This window comes from Aliiglaciecola sp. 2_MG-2023, from assembly GCF_030548145.1.
GTDB lineage: Bacteria > Pseudomonadota > Gammaproteobacteria > Enterobacterales > Alteromonadaceae > Aliiglaciecola > Aliiglaciecola lipolytica_A.
Genome location: NZ_JAUORY010000032.1, coordinates 17,918 through 36,982 on the forward strand (window position 1 = coordinate 17,918; position 19,065 = coordinate 36,982).

The 19,065-nt window shown below is 40.9% G+C and carries 15 protein-coding genes; 12 read left to right on the forward strand and 3 right to left on the reverse strand.

Going from position 1 to position 19,065, the window contains the following annotated elements:
- The first annotated feature begins 64 nt into the window (after nucleotides 1-64).
- The 12 genes from Q4567_RS20755 to rluF all read left to right on the forward strand — a co-directional run bounded on the left by Q4567_RS20755 (nucleotide 65) and on the right by rluF (nucleotide 16,771).
- Complete coding sequence (locus Q4567_RS20755; protein ID WP_216047938.1) at nucleotides 65-1,318, forward strand: HlyD family secretion protein; 1,254 nt, start codon at nucleotides 65-67, stop codon at nucleotides 1,316-1,318.
- Nucleotides 1,318-3,477: a peptidase domain-containing ABC transporter gene (locus Q4567_RS20760; RefSeq protein WP_303502162.1), complete on the forward strand. Its 2,160-nt coding sequence runs from the start codon at nucleotides 1,318-1,320 to the stop codon at nucleotides 3,475-3,477. The genes Q4567_RS20755 and Q4567_RS20760 overlap by 1 nt, the downstream gene beginning before the upstream one ends.
- A 30-nt stretch (nucleotides 3,478-3,507) precedes the next feature.
- Nucleotides 3,508-3,729, forward strand: a complete 222-nt coding sequence (locus tag Q4567_RS20765; RefSeq protein ID WP_216047940.1) for a response regulator transcription factor — start codon at nucleotides 3,508-3,510, stop codon at nucleotides 3,727-3,729.
- 107 nt (nucleotides 3,730-3,836) lie between these two features.
- A complete protein-coding gene (locus Q4567_RS20770; RefSeq protein WP_216047941.1) occupies nucleotides 3,837-4,022 on the forward strand; it encodes a hypothetical protein in 186 nt (61 codons plus the stop codon).
- 81 nt (nucleotides 4,023-4,103) lie between these two features.
- Nucleotides 4,104-5,033 (forward strand): RimK family alpha-L-glutamate ligase, encoded by a 930-nt coding sequence (locus Q4567_RS20775; RefSeq protein ID WP_216047942.1) that lies wholly within the window; start codon nucleotides 4,104-4,106, stop codon nucleotides 5,031-5,033.
- 196 nt (nucleotides 5,034-5,229) lie between these two features.
- Nucleotides 5,230-8,580, forward strand: coding sequence for an amidohydrolase family protein (locus Q4567_RS20780; protein WP_303502164.1), 3,351 nt, complete (start codon nucleotides 5,230-5,232; stop codon nucleotides 8,578-8,580).
- Nucleotides 8,581-8,801: 221 nt separating this feature from the next.
- A complete protein-coding gene (locus tag Q4567_RS20785) occupies nucleotides 8,802-9,740 on the forward strand; it encodes an SPFH domain-containing protein (protein ID WP_216047944.1) in 939 nt (312 codons plus the stop codon).
- A gap of 2 nt (nucleotides 9,741-9,742) precedes the next feature.
- Entirely contained in the window at nucleotides 9,743-10,198 is a 456-nt protein-coding gene (locus tag Q4567_RS20790; RefSeq protein WP_303502167.1) for an NfeD family protein, read from the forward strand.
- Between the two features lie 42 nt (nucleotides 10,199-10,240).
- Entirely contained in the window at nucleotides 10,241-11,257 is a 1,017-nt protein-coding gene (locus Q4567_RS20795) for a GGDEF domain-containing protein (RefSeq protein WP_216047946.1), read from the forward strand.
- A gap of 270 nt (nucleotides 11,258-11,527) precedes the next feature.
- Complete coding sequence (gene fusA / locus Q4567_RS20800) at nucleotides 11,528-13,612, forward strand: elongation factor G (protein ID WP_216047947.1); 2,085 nt, start codon at nucleotides 11,528-11,530, stop codon at nucleotides 13,610-13,612.
- 234 nt (nucleotides 13,613-13,846) lie between these two features.
- A complete protein-coding gene (locus Q4567_RS20805; RefSeq protein ID WP_303502170.1) occupies nucleotides 13,847-15,868 on the forward strand; it encodes a S9 family peptidase in 2,022 nt (673 codons plus the stop codon).
- Nucleotides 15,869-16,018: 150 nt separating this feature from the next.
- On the forward strand, nucleotides 16,019-16,771 hold the full coding sequence (rluF, locus tag Q4567_RS20810) for a 23S rRNA pseudouridine(2604) synthase RluF (RefSeq protein WP_303502172.1): 753 nt from the start codon (nucleotides 16,019-16,021) through the stop codon (nucleotides 16,769-16,771).
- Between the two features lie 31 nt (nucleotides 16,772-16,802).
- On the opposite strand, the gene Q4567_RS20815 is transcribed toward rluF, so the two are convergent.
- From Q4567_RS20815 to Q4567_RS22275, 3 genes are all read right to left on the reverse strand, one after another.
- Nucleotides 16,803-17,801 carry a hypothetical protein gene (locus Q4567_RS20815; protein WP_303502175.1) on the reverse strand — a complete coding sequence of 333 codons (999 nt, stop codon included), beginning with the start codon at nucleotides 17,799-17,801 and terminating at the stop codon, nucleotides 16,803-16,805.
- Nucleotides 17,802-17,993: 192 nt separating this feature from the next.
- Nucleotides 17,994-18,494, reverse strand: a complete 501-nt coding sequence (locus Q4567_RS20820) for a hypothetical protein (protein WP_216047951.1) — start codon at nucleotides 18,492-18,494, stop codon at nucleotides 17,994-17,996.
- Between the two features lie 505 nt (nucleotides 18,495-18,999).
- The coding region (locus Q4567_RS22275; protein WP_199734358.1) for a hypothetical protein at nucleotides 19,000-19,065 on the reverse strand (66 nt) is incomplete at its 5' end.

Consider the following 19,065-nt stretch of genomic DNA (forward strand, 5'->3'; position numbering starts at 1 on the left):
GAGCAACAAATAGAGTGAAACGGCAATAGACATAAAACAGTCACAAAACTGAAAAGGAAAGAGCATGCAAGAATCTCTGTTTAGGCAAAGCGCTATCGATCACCAAAAAAATCGGCTTCACGGTGAGATATTGCTTATCCCTACCTCTTCTCATGTATTAGTGACGCTTTTTGTGAGTGCCTGGATTATTGCAGCTTTAGCTTGGTTAGTAACAAGTCAATACGCGCGCAAAGAGAGCGTTGCTGGATGGTTAGAGCCGCCAAATGGCGTTGTCAAAGTGTTTCCTGAAACGACATCAGGTCGAATAGAGCGGGTGCTAGTTAAAGAGGGACAATTCGTATCAGAAGGCCAAGCACTGCTTGTAATAGACGGAGACCGCACACTTAGCAGCGGCTCAAGTTTGCAAACAACCTTGCTTGATGAATATAAAAATCAGCAACGTATATTATTGGCACAAATAGAACGAGTCGAAATAATCGACACCATAACGATTCAAAATGCCCAGTCAAAACTATTGGCAATGGGTCAAGACATCATTAGGCTCGATACTCAGATTGAGACTCTTCAAAAACGTCATTCTCTGGTTTCTTCACGCTACCAGAACTATCAATCGATGCGCAAATCTGGACATATTTCCAAAGCTGATTTAGAGCAGGTTTTAGAACAAAAACTGGGGTTACAAAATCAAGAACAGGCATTGCAGAGAGAAAAAATAAACTTAAACAATGATATCAATGCAACCAAGAATCAATTATTAACGCTACCACAAAATCAGTTAAACCAAGCCAATCAGATAAAATCTAAACTCAGCGACCTAGCACTAAAAATAGCCCAGTTAAGCAGTCAAAGTCGACATGTATTAAAGGCTTCGCGAGATGGTTTAATATCGAATCTCCAAGCCCAAGTGGGTCAACAAACGAATCTAAACACCCCCTTGCTTTCAGTCGTGCCGCAAGAAAGTCAGATTCAGGCGAAACTTTTAGTGCCAGTAAAAGCGATTGGATTTGTTGAACAGGGCCAACCTATACAAATTCGTTATGACGCTTTCCCATATCAAAAGTTTGGATTGTATCAAGGCACTATTACGAGTGTTTCCGATGCAGTGATTTTACCTAATGAGGTACACTATGCTCCCCTGAATATTCAAGAACCTGTCTATTTAGTGCATGCCACCCTCGAATCCCAGTCAGTATCTGCGTATGGCAAAAAGCTAAGTTTAAAATCAGGAATGACCTTATCAGCAGATGTGCAATTGGGTGAACGCAGTTTACTTGAGTGGATATTTGAACCGTTGTTGAGTTTGCGGGGTAGAATCTAATGAATAGTACTACTTTTCCTCGCCCCGAAAGTTTGCTTAACTTTAGCTCTCGCCACTCACTGCCCTGCGTATTGCAAACGGAAGCGTCTGAGTGTGGCCTAGCGTGTTTAGCGATGATCAGCGGATTTTATGGATATGAAATAGATTTAACCAGTATTCGAAGCCGCTTTTCCATTTCTGCCCATGGGGCTACGTTAAAACAAATTATGCAAATAGCAGGTCAGATGGAGTTGTCTTCAAGGGCATTACGCCTTGAGATGGAACAACTAACTGAATTGCAAACACCCTGTATTTTACATTGGGAACTGAAGCACTTTGTAGTATTAAAAAAAGTCACTAGACATAAAGTGTATATTCATGACCCTGCGATTGGAGAGCGGGTATTAGAGCTTGCCGAAGTTGACAAACTATTCACCGGAATAGCACTAGAGCTAACCCCGACCCCAGCGTTTGAGAAAGGCAAACAAAAACGAAAATTATCCTTGAGTCATTTTTGGAATCGAATTAATGGATTGAAGCGCAGTTTAGCCATTATTTTATTGCTTTCAATCTTCATCCAAGTTTTTGCATTGATTCAACCTTATTACATGCAAACCGTCATCGATGATGTGATTTTGCGTTCCGACCTCAATTTACTCACGGTTTTGGCATTTGGATTCGGCTTGCTCTTACTGATAGATACGGGCACCTCATACATTCGCCAAACGGTCATTTTAAATCTATCAAGCCGCCTAAACATTCAAATGGCAGCAAATGTATTTACGCACCTTATAAGGTTACCTCTAGATTATTTTAGTAAACGCCACATGGGTGATGTTGTTTCACGGTTTGGCTCGCTACAAAGCATACGAGAACTGCTAACAACCGGGTTAGTGACGGTATTTGTTGATGGCTTAATGGCGACTCTCACTGTCTGGGTAATGTTTTTATATGACCGCAAATTAACTTTCATCGTTTTAGCAATCGTCTTTCTGTATGCACTACTGCGCTATCTTTTTTACAAACCATTAAAACGCTTAACCGAAGAAAGCATTGTTTCTTCGGCTAAAGAAAACAGCCATTTTATGGAATCGGTAAGAGCAATTCAGACCATTAAGCTATTTGAAAAGGAAACGGACAGACAAAGTCAGTGGCAAAACAAACTTGCGGAAGCCTTGAATAAAGAAATACGTTTACAGCGCTGGAATATCGGCTTTGATACAGCGAATAAAATTCTGTTTGGGCTGGAAAACATAATTGTTATTTATTTTGCAGCACTGGCAGTCACTAACAATACGCTGAGTGTGGGGATGCTTTTTGCATTTGTCAGTTATAAATCCCGCTTTATCAATTCTATGAATAACCTAATTGAAAAATGGATAGAATTTAGGATGCTAGAGCTACATTGTGAACGACTTGCTGATGTAGTTTACACCTCGAAAGATCCCATGGTTAGGGAATTCAAAAACCCGCGACTAACCAGCTCAACATCCGAGCACGATAAAATACACGGCGAAATTAGCTTAGTTAATTTAGGGTTTTCATATAGCCAACTTGATGCACCTGTATTCCAAAATATAAACCACACATTCGAGTCAGGCTCTACCATCGCTATCGTTGGTCCTAGTGGCTGTGGCAAGAGTACGTTAATGAAGTGCATGATGGGATTACTGCAACCCACAAATGGACAAGTTTTGGTCGATGGCATTGCTCTTTCAAACATAGATAGCTATCGACAAAGCATTGCAGCGGTAATGCAAGATGACGTGCTTCTAACCGGATCTATTGCAGAAAATATTGCGTGCCTTTCAACCAATATCGATATGCAGAAAATTGTTTATTGCGCCCACCTGGCCTGTATTCATGAGGATATCGCTAAAACCAGTATGCAATACAACACTTTGGTAGGCGATATGGGCGCCAATTTAAGCGGCGGTCAAAAGCAACGCATTATTTTAGCCAGAGCGCTATACAAAGAGCCGCGAATTTTGTTTTTGGATGAAGCCACCAGCCATTTAGATGTGCAAAACGAAATGGCGATAAACAATCATATTAAACAGTTATCGATCACACGAGTGATCATCGCTCACCGTCCACAAACCATAGCCAGCGCCGACAAGGTGTTGAGCTTGGAGAATGGCAGATTAAGCGATGTGACTTCGTCGATAAAACAGCCGTAAACATCAACCTACTATTTAAGGAAAAATACAATGGAAAACATGTTGGAGTTGTACCAAAACAAACTATCTAAAAGAGAGGCACAAGTGGCCAATAAAGTGCGCGAAGGTTTGAGTAACCGTTCAATCGCTGATCAATTATTTATCAGCGAACGGACGGTGAAATTTCATTGCACTAACATTTTTAGAAAGTTAGCAATAAACAATCGAAAAATGCTGCGTTCATTGTTCCCAAATGCGTATGAAACAGCTTAAAACTGTACTCTAGTACAGTTAACTTTTTGAGTATATTAGCCATACTCATATTGTCAGTACAATGATGTACGACAAATTACTAAAGTAAATATTACAAGGAGAATGAAATGGAACATCCATTCAATACAAAAATGGAACTTAACAATTTATCTACCGAGCAAGTTGCTGCGGGTTCGCTCGCAATTCAACTGCCGAAAGATGCCAAGTTGCCTTCCCGCTCACCAATTAAACCACCCATGGAAACAACCATGGCAATTGGCGAAGAAGGCGGCAGTTTTGGTAATTGGTTCTAAGCCATAAAGTGGTGAACTACCTTGTTAAGGTAGTTCACTATATCTGAAAATTTAACTTCGATAAAAATTACAGGACGTGTTATGTCGGTCGTTATTATTTTAGGTGCCAGCCAAGACTGTCACGCATTACATATGCTTCAAGCATGCCATCAATCAGGGGTTGAAGCCGCATTATTTGACACATCACTTTACCCTTCTTGCCACAGTATTAGTTGGGACCCGATGTTAGCCAAAGGTGGGTTGCGGTTAAACTCTACCTTCTATAAGTTTGCACAAATCGACAGTGTTTTTTGGAGCAGTGTTGGACCGCCTAGCTTGGTAGCTAATACCAACCCTTCTTTGTATCAAATCGCCATGAGTGATAGCTCAAGCGCTTTACGGACTTTTTTCGATGAGACCAGTATTCGCTGGGTTAATTCATGGCAAGTTTTTGATTCTCACAAAGTCAAACCTCGGCAATTACATAAGGCATCAACAGTGGGCGCATTAATCCCACAGACCTATATTGGTAATGAAATCAAAGATATTCTTGCGTTTGCAAAACACTATAAAAAATTATTATTCAAACCTGTTTATGGCGGCTCACATGCCACTTTAATAGATGAACAATTGCTCAGTTCGATACATCTTCATAAAGTCTTAAAATATGCGCCTGTGACAATTCAAGAATATATTGAAGGGACAAACATTCGTACATATGTCATTGGTTCCGAGGTTTTCAGTGCAGAAATAGTCAGTGATGAGGTCGACTTTAGACTGCAATCAAATCCAATCCATATTCCCACCAAGACCCCTTCTAAGATTGTCGCTTTGGCCAAACGCTTGACTCAGGCGTTTAATATGCATTGGACTGCGATTGACTGGCGACGTGACAACAAAGGCAATTATTATTTTTTAGAGGCAAATCCCAGTCCAATGTTCATACATTTTGAACAACTCACTGGTTACCCTATTACAGAGTTACTGGTGCAAGCGCTAATCCACCCTAGATATTTATCTAATGTAAGTTAAATTGCTAATGCCAAACGGCCTTATATAGACAAAGTGTACCTTTAAGCATACATTTAAACGCCTGCGTACAACCCCTGAAACATTTTCGTCAATCAATCTAAAGTGTATAGTGTTGACGCTTCAACAGGACAGAATATGAACTTTATTGCTTATAAAGTGAATTTCAAAACTAATAATAAAACGACAGGAATTCTCAATGAATACACTAAACAGAAGCGCTACAGTAAGCTACTTACTATTCAGCATTTCTATTTTGTTTTCTGCTCATATATTTGCGGCACAAGAAGAAAATGCAGATGCGGAAACAGATTCGCCTTCAACTGAAAAACAAGATTGGGATGTACTTAATCCCCCTTTCGAATTGTCTTCAACTAAAATTGATACTGACGAAGTTACTTGGTCAAGTTTAGATATCTCACCCGATGGCAAAAAAATGGCATTCGACACTTTGGGAGACATTTTCATTGTTGATAGCCAAGGTGGTGAAGCAAAAGCGCTCACTCAAGATTTCGCTTGGAATATTCAACCTGCGTTTAGTCCGGATGGCAAAAAAATCGCGTTTAGCTCCGACCGAGGTGGGTTGTCTAATATTTGGATGATGGATTTAGACAGTGGTGAATTAACCCAAGTCACCACCGAAAAAAATAACATTATGCACTCTCCAAAGTGGAGTCCTGACGGACAATATATTCTTGCTACCAAAGGCATAATGTCGAGTCGTAGTATCCCTGCTGGCGAAATTTGGATGTATCACTTTTCTGGTGGCGATGGCGTTCAAATCAAAGCAAGAGTCAATGGCAAAGCAGATCAAAAAAATATCGCTGATCCTGCATTTTCTCCCGATGGAAAGTATGTTTATTTTACCCAAGACATTACGGGAGGCTCGACATTTAGTTACAACCGAGATCCCTTGAAATCGATTTTTGCGATTAGCCGTTATGAATTAGAAAACGGTGATGAGGAGAGATTTGTTAGCGGCACTGGTGGCGCAATTGTTCCCACTCCCTCTCCCGATGGTAAAAAGCTAGCGTTTATTCGTAGGATTAAGAACAGAACGGCATTATTTGTTAAAGACTTGTCAGATGGCAGCGAACGAGTTTTATTTCAAGAACTTGAGCGAGATATGCAAGAAGGCTTCGGTAGTGAAGGCTATTTTGCCTATTTTGATTGGACCCCAGACTCTGAAAATATAGTATTTTGGACCGCAGGTAAGTTTCACAAACTCAATGTAGATAGCCTCGAAATTGAAGACATTCCAGTAAACCTATCAACAACAGCACAATATGCAGATGCGCTGCGTTTTGATGTGGATGTCGCACCAGATTCGTTTGACGTAAAAATGATACGCTGGGCTCAGAAATCACCAAATGGAAAAAATATTCTTTATCAGGCCCTAGGCAAGTTATATGTCAAAGACTTAAAATCAGGCAAAGTAAAACGCTTAACCAAACAAAATGACCATGATGAATATTTCCCTCGTTATTCAAATGACGGGAAGAAAATCGTCTATACCACATGGAATGACCAAGATTTAGGAACGATTAGAATCGTGTCTGCTCGAGGCGGCAAAGGTAAAGTTATTTCAAACAATCCAGGTCACTATGTTGAACCTAGCTTTTCGTTAGACGGTGAAATGGTAACTTATAGAAAAACCACTGGAGGATATTTACTTACCCCTAAGTGGTCAGTTGAACCGGGGTTATATGTTACAAACTTAGATGACAAGACCCATACTCGAATTTCTAAAAGTGGCGTTGCCCCGCATTTTGCAGGCTCAAACGAGCGGGTATATTTTACCGCTGTCGTTGGCGGTACTCCTTACACCGAAACCCAATTAGTCAGTGTTGATTTAAACGGTGAAGACCTCCGTGAACATTTATATGGTGCCGACAAAATTAGCGAATATCGATTATCCCATGATGGGAGATGGATTGCTTTTGTGCATCAGTACAATGCCTACGTTGCGCCATTTATGGAAATGGGGAAACGTCAAAATATCGGACCATCAAGTACTGCAACGCCAATTAAACAAGTTTCAAGTCGAGCCGGTGAATATCTCACTTGGTCCCCAGATAATAAAACACTTTCGTGGTATCACGGCCCTTATTATTTCGAACGAGATTTGAAAGACGCTTTTGATTTTATCGCAGATGCACCAGCCACCTTGCCAGAACCCGTTAGCGAAGGCATTAGCCTGTCATTCAGTCAAAAATCTGATAAACCAGAAGGTTATAAGGCCATTGTTGGCGGTACCGTCGTCACCATGCGTGATGCAGATAATCAACAAGAGATAATCGAAAATGCGGTTGTCTTAATTAACGGCAACAAAATTGAAGCGATTGGCAAAGTTGACGATATCGAGATTCCTGATTCAGCATTTATTATTAACGCTGAAGGAAAAACCATTATTCCTGGTTTAATAGATACCCATGCCCATGGATCCCAGGGCAGTAACGAAATTATTCCCCAGCAAAATTGGAGTCAATATTCTAATCTAGCGTTTGGTGTGACCACTATTCACGATCCATCAAACGACACCACTGAAATTTTTTCCGCGGCTGAGTTACAAAAAGCAGGCAAAATCGTTGCACCTCGCATTTACTCTACCGGTACGATCTTGTACGGCGCAGAAGCATTGGGTTACAAAGCAATCATCAAAAGTTTTGATGATGCTAAGTATCACTTACAGCGACTCAAAGACGTCGGTGCAATTTCGGTTAAAAGTTATAATCAACCTCGTCGTGATCAGCGCCAACAAGTATTAGCTGCGGCAAGAGAACTGGAAATGATGGTAGTGCCAGAAGGTGGCGGTAAACTACAGCAAAATATCACTATGGTAGTAGATGGCCACACTGGCTTAGAGCACTCACTGCCCATTGCCAAAGGTTACAATGACTTAACCAAATTATGGTCGGCAACCAAATCGGGGTATACACCAACCTTTATCGTTTCCTATGGTGGTCTAATGGGAGAAGAGTATTGGTACGACCGTACTGAAGTTTGGAAGAATCCTCGTTTGATGCGTTACACGCCATCTTATATTATCGATCGTCGTTCGATTCGCCGACCTACGGCGCCAGACAATCAATATAACCATTTTAATGTGGCATCTTATGCAAAAGAGCTAAGAGACAACGGCGTAAGTATCCATATCGGTGGTCATGGTCAACGAGAGGGCTTAGCCGCACATTGGGAGCTATGGTCCATGCAACAAGGTGGATTTACGCCTTGGGAAGCCCTAAGAGGTGGGACCATTGATGGTGCGAAACATTTGGGTATGGATAAACAGATTGGTAGCATTGAAGTAGGAAAAGTAGCAGACTTAGTGGTTATCGACGGTAACGTGTTAGCCGATATTAGGCGCAGTGAGTATGTAGACTATACCGTGATCAATGGTCGTATCTACGACGCGGCAACCATGAACGAAGTTAACAGCAAACATAAGCGACAACCGTTTTTCTTTGAACAAGATAATCAAAGTTTTATGCCTAAAGAAACGGAAGCGAGAGTTCATGAAAAAGCCAAACAACATAAGTGGGTTCATTAAACTTAGGCTAGCCTAAACAGCTAATGTTATTAATAGGGGGCGCTTTAAGCGCCCTTTTTTTGTGTCGAATTGTGAACGAAGGTGCATAATCTTACCCATTTATATTAAACTAGTGACAAAAGCTGATCTGTTTATTTGCTTAGTTTGGCAAATAGTGGGATAAAACATGCCAATCTTTCAAATTAATTTAGCTAAAAGACGTAATCTAGGAGTATTAGCACATGGATTTCTTATTCGACTATATCTTTACCGTACAAACCGCGTTGTTAGTGTTTGTTATTGTACTCATCAAATCATCAATTAAATTCGTGCCTCAGAATCGCGCATTTTTAGTCGAGCGTTTTGGAAAATTTCAATCTACCAAAGAAGCGGGTTTAAATTTCATTATTCCGTTTATCGACAACGTTGCCGCAGATCGCTCCTTAAAAGAACAAGCTGTAGATGTTCCAGAACAAAGTGCCATAACCAAAGACAACATATCTTTATCTGTAGATGGTGTTTTGTATTTTCGAGTAATGGACCCGTATAAAGCAACATATGGTGTTGATAATTACGTTTTTGCAGTTACTCAATTAGCCCAAACCACCATGCGTTCTGAACTGGGTAAAATGGAATTAGACAAAACGTTCGAAGAGCGTGACATGCTCAATACCAATATCGTAGCAGCAATAAATGATGCAGCCGGCCCTTGGGGTATTCAGGTTCTTCGTTACGAAATTAAAGACATTGTTCCGCCACAATCAGTAATGGAAGCAATGGAAGCTCAGATGAAAGCAGAGCGCGTAAAACGAGCTCAAATTCTAGAGTCCGAAGGCGACAGACAAGCTGCAATCAACCGTGCAGAAGGTAATAAAGCATCTGTAGTATTAGCCGCAGAAGCTGATAAAGAAGAACAAGTATTGCAAGCTGAAGGTGAAGCTAAAGCCATTGTTGCCGTTGCCGAAGCGCAGGCCGAAGCTTTGCGTAAAGTTGGTGTAGAGGCTAATACCGTTGAAGGGCAAAAAGCCATACAATTGGATCTCGCCACAAAAGCTATCGAAGCCAAACAAGCAATAGCCAAAGAATCATCTATTATTCTGCTGCCGGATGGCGCAACAGAGCCCGCCTCAGTCGTTGCTCAAGCTATGACGGTCATTAATTCCATGAACAAAGGAAACTAGGCATGGATTTAATCAGTAACAATTTGGCGGAAAGTTTAATTGTGCTTGGTTTAGTCATGTTAGCCATAGAAATTGCTATTTTAGGCTTCGCAACTTTCATAATGTTTTTTGTGGGTTTAGCCTGTGTTGCCGCTGGCGCTCTTTTGTATCTTGGATTGATTCCAGATACGCTAATGAGTGCTACGTTAACAGTGGGTATTTTAACGGCAATTAGTGCTGTATTGCTGTGGAAGCCACTTAAAAATATTCAACAAGACGTTGATACTAAACCAGCCCAAAGTGATTTAATTGGTCATGATTTTTTGTTAGAAAAAAATGTTTCTGCTACCGAAAATCCGTATTATCACTTCTCTGGAGTGCAATGGAAGTTGAAAAGTTCCCACCCTATTTCGGCAGGAAGTAGGGTCAAAGTTATAAAAGCAGAAGTCGGTATGTTTTATGTAGAACTTGCCGACTAAAAGCGACTCAAAGAAAAAATCTAACACAGCAGAGAGATAGGTATGTCAGCCAAAGATATTGAACAGTCATTTGTCATCCTCAAACAAACCGTCCCTTTGCTGGTTAAACACAAAATTTCTGCCGTCCCTACCAATTATGCCCTTTGGTACACCTATGTCAGCAACGACTCTCCCGAATTAAATGAGCAGTTAGATGCCGCTGTAGAAAGTGATTCTCCAATATCGGAACTCAAGGCTAAAGATCTCTATCGTAGTTACATTTCTGATAAAGAAGAAGTGAATGTTTGGGATTTACGCCAGTCTCTTGAAGGTATGATGATTGAATTATCGCAATCCCTCAAAGACACTAAATCGGAAACCCAAGATTATAAAAACCTCATGGACGCCTGTATCGACGATTTGAGCAAGGTTGAAAAAGAAGGCTGGACAGTAGAGGAAGTGTTAGGCTTAGTGCGCAATATGGTCAAAGAATCGCAAGTGATCAGACAAAGTACCATCAGCTTCAATGGCGCTCTGGCCAGTGCAGAAAAAGAAATAGTGCGGCTTAAATCGCAGTTGCAAGCCAGTCAACAAGAAGCGCTTTATGATGCGTTAACCGGATTATGCAACCGTCGTTATTTCGACTCTGAAATTAGCAGTAAAACAAAACTAGATAAGTGCAGTCTAGCGTTAATTGATATCGACCATTTTAAAAAAATAAACGACACCTACGGCCATCAAATGGGTGATTTAGTACTAAAAGCGGTGGCGAAAAAGATACAAAGCTGCTGCCGGGAAAATGCCCAAGCATTTCGTTACGGCGGAGAAGAGTTTGCGGTCATCATGCCAGGACTTGATCAATCCCGTGCTCGGCATATGGCCGATGTTATGCGCCGAAATATCGAAAAAATCACCGTAAAAGACCGTCGAACTGGCCAATCTTTAGGGGATATAACGGTTTCTGCTGGCGTGGCCCAGTTGCAAGCAAATGAACATTCAAGTCAGTTTATCGAAACAGCCGACAAGTTATTGTATGAAGCAAAACGTCTTGGAAGAAATCGTGTCATGCCCATGGCTTAAAAGCGGTTTAAAATTAGAGAATTAAGTGTTTTTTCCGCGCTTTTCACGCATTTTAACTAATTAAAATCATAAAACTCATAATATCTACACTATTTTAAGAATAATAAAGTACCTTTATTGGTCATTTAACCAACTGAAAATAAAGGATTTTTTCAACAAATCTTGAATTAATTTTTAAACTGTTGATTTTTAAAGCAAATGAAACAATGTAACCTGTCGAAAATTTTTGTATAATGCCGCGCAATTTTTTATTAGACACAGAGTGGACCAATGTCAGACTTATCTCATTACAGAAATATAGGTATTTTTGCCCACGTTGACGCGGGGAAAACTACCACCACCGAACGTATATTAAAACTTACCGGTAAAATTCATAAAACCGGTGAAGTACATGACGGTGAATCAACAACAGATTTCATGGAACAAGAAGCAGAGCGCGGGATTACTATCCAATCAGCTGCTGTAAGTTGTTTCTGGAAAGATCACCGTTTTAACGTAATCGACACCCCGGGACACGTTGACTTTACAGTAGAAGTATATCGTTCACTTAAAGTTCTAGACGGCGGAATCGGTGTATTCTGTGGATCTGGCGGTGTAGAGCCACAATCAGAAACTAACTGGCGTTATGCGAACGAATCTGAAGTAGCTCGTATTATCTTCGTAAACAAACTAGACCGTATGGGTGCAGACTTTTACCGTGTTGTTAAACAAGTTAAAAATGTTTTAGCAGCAACACCACTAGTTATGACGCTTCCTATCGGTATAGAAGATGATTTTGTTGGTGTAGTTGATGTATTAACTAAACAGGCTTACATCTGGGATGACACAGGTCTTCCTGAAAACTATACAATTGAAGATGTTCCTGCTGACATGGTTGATAAAGTTAACGAATACCATGAAATGTTAGTTGAAACTGCTGTTGAACAAGACGACGATCTAATGATGGCTTACATGGATGGTGAAGAGCCTTCTATTGAAGACCTTAAACGTTGTATCCGTAAAGGTACACGTGACATGTCTTTCTTCCCAACATACTGTGGTTCAGCTTTCAAAAACAAAGGTATGCAGTTAGTACTAGATGCCGTTGTTGATTATTTGCCTAGCCCGACTGAAGTTGATCCTCAACCCTTGACTGACGAAGAAGGTGTTGAGACTGGTGAAGTAGCGACTGTTTCTGTTGATGAGCCATTACGTGCACTAGCATTTAAAATTATGGATGACAGATTCGGTGCTTTGACTTTCGTTCGAATTTACTCAGGTAAATTGAATAAAGGTGACACTATTCTTAACTCGTTTACTGGTAAAACTGAACGTGTTGGCCGTATGTGTGAAATGCAAGCAGACGACCGTAACGAATTAAACAGCGCACAAGCTGGTGACATCATCGCTATCGTAGGTATGAAAAACGTACAAACAGGTCACACACTTTGTGATCCTAAACACCCTTGTACGCTAGAAGCTATGGTATTCCCAGAGCCGGTAATCTCTATCTCTGTTGCACCTAAAGATAAAGGTGGTTCTGAGAAAATGGGTATCGCTATCGGTAAAATGGTTGCTGAAGATCCATCTTTCCGTGTTGAAACGGATGAAGATTCTGGTGAGACCATTCTTAAAGGAATGGGTGAGCTTCACTTGGATATCAAAGTAGATATTCTTAAGCGTACATATGGCGTTGACTTAGAAGTTGGTCAACCTCAAGTAGCTTATCGTGAAACTATTACTCAACCTATCGAAGATTCTTATACCCATAAGAAACAATCAGGTGGTTCAGGTCAATTTGGTAAAATTGACTATCGTATCCGTCCTGGTGAGCCAGGTTCTGGTTTTACATTTAAATCAGTTGTTGTTGGTGGTAACGTTCCTAAAGAATTCTTCCCAGCTATCGAGAAGGGCTTTAAAGGTATGATGGAAACTGGTGTTCTTGCTGGTTTCCCTGTGTTAGATGTTGAAGTTGAACTATACGACGGTGGATTCCATGCCGTGGATTCATCTGCAATTGCGTTCGAAATCGCAGCTAAAGGTGCATTCCGTCAATCGATTCCTAAAGCCGGACCTCAACTTATTGAGCCAATCATGAAAGTAGACGTGTTTACGCCTGAAGATCATGTTGGTGACGTAATTGGTGACCTTAACCGTCGTCGTGGTATGATTAAAGACCAAGAAGCAGGTGTTACTGGTGTTCGCGTTAAAGCCGACGTACCACTTTCTGAAATGTTCGGTTATATCGGATCACTTCGCACAATGACATCTGGCCGTGGTCAATTCTCAATGGAATTCAGCCACTATATGCCTTGTCCAGCAAACGTTGCTGAAAAAGTTATCGCTGAAACTAAAGCGCGTAACGCTAAGAAGTAAATATTACTTTTAGTTAAGCTATCAAAAAACCCGATTTTTTAATCGGGTTTTTTATTGTTTAATAATAACCACTCTACAAAGCCCTAAAGCAATTATTCCATTCTAATGTACGTTCATTTTTTCGCACAAAACACTTCACAAAAAAAGTACAGTTTTGGGTAAATAAATTGTCAATCTTGTCTATTTTCGTTAAGGTTTGGATATTCTCCGAAGTCGTCCTTTTGGATAAGGAATATGGAGAAATCACTATCGACAATCAAGGAAGAAGCTAAGGAAGCTTATATGAAAACCTGCTTAATTTTTGCGTTGCTACTATTTTGTTCATCTGTATTAGCAAGCAAACTGCCCATAGATCAATTCTCCAAACACAGTGACTATTTAGATATGACCATCTCCCCCGATGGCAAACACCTACTCGCACGAGTACAACACGAAGGTGAGGTAAGTTTAGTCTTTTTAGATGCCAAAAATATGAAAATAGTGGGAGGCGTTCGGCCAAAAGAAGGGGATGCAATTCACTCGGCACAGTGGGTCAGCGATGAACGAGTGGTATATCAGTTTGCAGAAAAACGTTTACGCTATGATGCGCCAATTGCAACCGGAGAGTTATTTGCGATTAATGTTGATGGCAGTAAACAAGAAATGTTGTATGGCTGGAGAGCGAGAGAGAATGGCGATCGCAGTACAAGAACAAAAAAACGCGAAGCCAGTTACGCCACGCCCGAAATAATTAGCTTGTTGGTAGATGACGAAAAAAACATCTTAATATTGGAACACCCTTGGACCTTAGAACATAACCAGTGGTACGACTTACGCAAAAAACACTCAGTTATTTCTAAGTTAAATATATTCAACGGCCGCAAAACTAAAGTCGAGGTGCTTCCCCACCCCGGAGCTCACGCTATCGCCAACAAATTTGGCGAAATTAATTTTATCAAATGGCATGATGAAAATTTAGAAGTTCATGGAGCATATAGAGAAAAACGTGATTCACGATGGCTAGAAATTGTAGATGCTTTTGGGGTCAACAAAGACCTAGTACCAACTGGCACCAGCAATGATGGCAAAAAGATTTTACTAACGGGTAGTTATGGAAAAAGAGATTTAAATACTTATTACGTACTAGACCTCACCAGCAAAAAACTTAGTCCGATTTTTGACGATATGGTAGCCGATATCGCTTATACCAATCGGGAGCCATTAACCAATATGCCGGTAGTTGGTATTTCTTATCCGGGTAAACCGCAATATCATTATGTAGAGGAAAACAAAACCGCCAAGCTGCATAAGATGTTAGTTGAGGCCTTCGGTGAACAGGAAGTTAACATCACGAGTTCAACTCGAGATGGGAAAAAGCTGTTGGTGCGTGTCTCTAGTGATGTCAATCCAGGCGAATACTACATATTTGACACTGAAAAAATGGGTGCAGAATTTATCTGGTCGAACCGCTCTTGGCTAGACCCGCGCACTATGGCACCAATGCAAGCATTTCAATTCACCACTGAAGACAATATGGTAATCCATGGTTACTTGACCATGCCATTAGCACTAAAGGAAAATGAAAAACCCCCTATGGTCGTCGTTATCCATGGTGGTCCCCACGGTATAAGTGAAACATGGGAATTTAATAGTGAAGTGCAGTTTTTAGCTAACCGAGGGTATGCGGTATTACAAGTTAATTTCCGCGGCTCTGGTGGTTATGGTAAACAGTTTGAACAAGCGGGCTATCGGCAATGGGGTGGTAAGATGATAAAAGATATCACCGACGCCACTAAATATGTTGTCAGCCAAGGATATGTAGACGGCGAAAAAATGTGTGTGTATGGCGCTAGTTATGGTGGATATGCAGCATTGATGGCCAGTGTGCGCGAGCCTGAACTGTACAACTGCACCATAGGCTATGTTGGTATTTACGATTTGAACTATGCATATACTGATAGTATTTACATGAAGAGTCATGGGGGCCGAGGTTATTTTGAAAAAGTCCTAGGCACCAACGCTCGAGAGCTAGCTCAATTCTCTCCAGTGAATTATGCAGACAAAATCAAATCAGATGTATTGTTAATTCACGGCGAAAAAGATTCTATCGTTTCGGTTAAGAATGCGCAAGCGATGCTCGCCAGCTTTGAAGCCGTAGGTAAAAAGGTAGACTACATAAACTTCGAAAAAGGTGGACATGGTCTGTTTCAAGAGGCGGGACGAAGACAAGTATATGCTGCGCTCGAAGAATTTATTAATCAGCACATTAATAAATAGAATATGCAAAACAAGCAACCGCATCAGGAACATCCCTTGCGGTTGCGCATATTATCAAGTGATAACAGAATCAGTCGCTATATCAGTTTTACGACAAAACGCTTACACTAACCACCATAAAAATTCTGACATCAAACAATTTTATCAGTTATGACAATTGCGCAAGGCAAACGCCTCAATAAATACATCAGTGAAACAGGCTTATGTTCACGCCGTGAAGCAGACAAATTCATAGAACAAAATCGGGTCACCATAAATAACAAGATTCCAGAATTGGGCACTAAAGTCTTTGATGGAGATGAAGTCAGGGTTGACCGAAAGTTAATTGGTGCCACGCCGAATAATAAATCCGACCGTATTTATATCGCCTACAATAAACCAGTTGGTATCACCTGCACCACAGAGAAACATGTTAAGGGAAATATCATTGATGCGATTGGACACAAACAACGCATTTTTCCGATCGGTCGTTTAGATAAACCATCCGAAGGGTTGATTTTACTCACCAGCGACGGCGACATAGTAAATAAGATATTACGTGCTGAGAACGCCCATGACAAAGAATATGAAGTAACCGTCACACAACCTATCAGTGAACGATTTTTAACGCGTATGGCTTCTGGCGTGCCCATATTGGGCACTGTTACTAAACCCTGTAAGGTTAGTCCTTTAGGAAAATACAAATTTAAAATTATTTTGACGCAAGGCTTAAACAGACAAATTCGTCGTATGTGTGAATTTTTAGGTTATGAAGTGAGTAAATTAAAGCGCACTCGTATTATGCATATTGATCTGTCTCGACTCTATCCTGGTCAATGGCGAAATTTAACCGCTGCAGAAATGCAGGTTTTAAATGAGTCTCTTAAAGGATCACAAAAAACCGCCAATACTACCCCACAATAGCCAAAAACCATTGTGGGGTATTTCCGTTAAACTAGCTTTGCGCGTCAGGCAATAAACCTTGTACTTGAGCCGGTAGAACTTTCAATATTTGTCTGCGACTAACTTGCCAAAAAGCAGATAACAGCAATAAGGTTGCGCCAATACACAAACCAGTGATTGCAAAGCTATAACTTACCATTCCGTAAGTTTCTAATAATGTAGAGAACGCATAAATAACATAGACCAATGCAGACACCATAATAGCGCGTCTATCGACAGCAATAGATATTGCCGCTAGCAAAACATACAGCCCAAGCACCACCAAAGAAACTGACACACCGCCTACCCCCTGCAATACGCCTAAAGAAGTAAATATAGGATGCACAATTAGCGGCGCAGCGGCCAAATGCAACCAAAATGCCACATCAGATGAACGGGTTTGACGGTTGCGATCGGAGGCATCCCAATACATGGCCAAACCAAAAATAGCTAAACCAACACCTAACAACAAACTATTTACCCAACCAACAGCGCTTGGGAACACTGCCAATATAACAGCGATCATACTGCTGCTCAGTGCTGCAACTCCAGCGGCGACTGTTATAGGCACTCGAAAACGCTTCCAATGCAGCACAGCGGCAAAGGCGCTAAGCAAACCGGCAACTAGGAATGGAATTTCAGAAGGTTGTTGGTAGTTCACTAAGGGAGTGGCAAAAACGCCGCCTAAAAATGTCAGCAACAACATAATTGCAGGTAATGCCATTCTGCGCTTCACCACAAAGAATTCAGCTAAAAGCCATGATGCAATAGCAACCCCGATCGTCCCTAGCATAGGAGAAAGATGATATCCGAGAAAAGCGATTGACGCCAAGAGTAACCCGCTGGCAATAACCACGAAAATATCGTTAAAACCAGTAATTAATCGAAAGTTTTCCTCATCAGCCATTGAGGTATTTTTTAAATGAGCAATATGGGTTTTGAATTTAGTGACAGAGTCGTCAGTAAAAATACCGGCCTCCACTGCCTGATTCAAATCTTCGTCGTTGTACATAGGTTGGCTCCAATTATTATTTTTAGCCTTAAATAGGCCTTACGAATTAACCAATTTGAAATGTTTCAGCAATAAACGAACCAGAATTAATAATCTCTATTTTTCAGTATGTTAGGAAATTGGATAGGTATTTTAAGTGATAAAATTAATAGCATTACCCAAATAGTAGTGAAATTAACCATTGTTCGGTAGTTAAGGAGAAGTTACCGTTTGCCAACTCCAATCGAATGCAGCCAGCCCTATTCCTGTTATTAGTCTTTGATACTCAACAGGATCTAGTGCTTTGGCTACTACTTTATACTGAGACCTATATTTCACAGCACGAGTAGTTAATAAATCAAATCGCTTGTCTGCATTTTCCGAAAAGTCCACATCACGAAGTTTTTCAATTCGAATACTGGTGTTGTAATACTCCACCACATACTCCAATAACCGATTTTGTATCAATAACATCTTTTTATTTACTAGATGCTCGCAGATGCCCTTTTCTGTGATGGCATAAGAAAAGCCTTTTTCAGTCAAGTCTGTGGCACTTTCCGCCAACTTCAAGGAGGTTTTCCAATACTGTGTAATCAATTTTAAATACTGAATCGAAATATGCTGGTTTTGCTGAATTTCTGGCGAGTTCAATTCTTCCAAAATGTCTTGGCTAAGCATCTCAAGTGTAACAAGCAAACGATTAAAATTAGACATCTACAGTTTACAGCGGCAAAACCTAAAGGCTATAACTTCCCAACACAATTGGTCAAGTACTCTTAGCTGGCGAAAAGGACGAAAATTACCCACGGAATAAATTATGGCTTACAAAAAGATAATCTCCCCTCCCCTATAGGCGGGTGTTTTTGCCCCGCATCGTTTTACATGGATTCCATGGCCTGAAGACCATGCTACAAAGATAATCTCCCCTACCCCGTAGGCGGGTGCTTTAGCCCCGTAGCGTTTTGCAAGGATTCCATGGCCTGAAGGCCATGCTACAGACTCTTATCGGATTCGCGATTCCATGGCCTGAAGGCCATGCTACAAACCGCGCCTTGTTGAACCTTTCCATGGCTTGTAGGCGGGTGTTTTAACCCCGCGATATGTTGCCCCATCCCATGGCCTGAAGGCCATGCTACAAATATTGTAAATACAAATCGCAGGCACAAAAAAAGCCGCTCTAAGAGCGGCTTTTTAAATACTTTTGTACTTTATCTCGCTATTAAGCGATGATTTTTGCTACAACACCAGCACCAACAGTACGGCCACCTTCACGGATTGCGAAGCG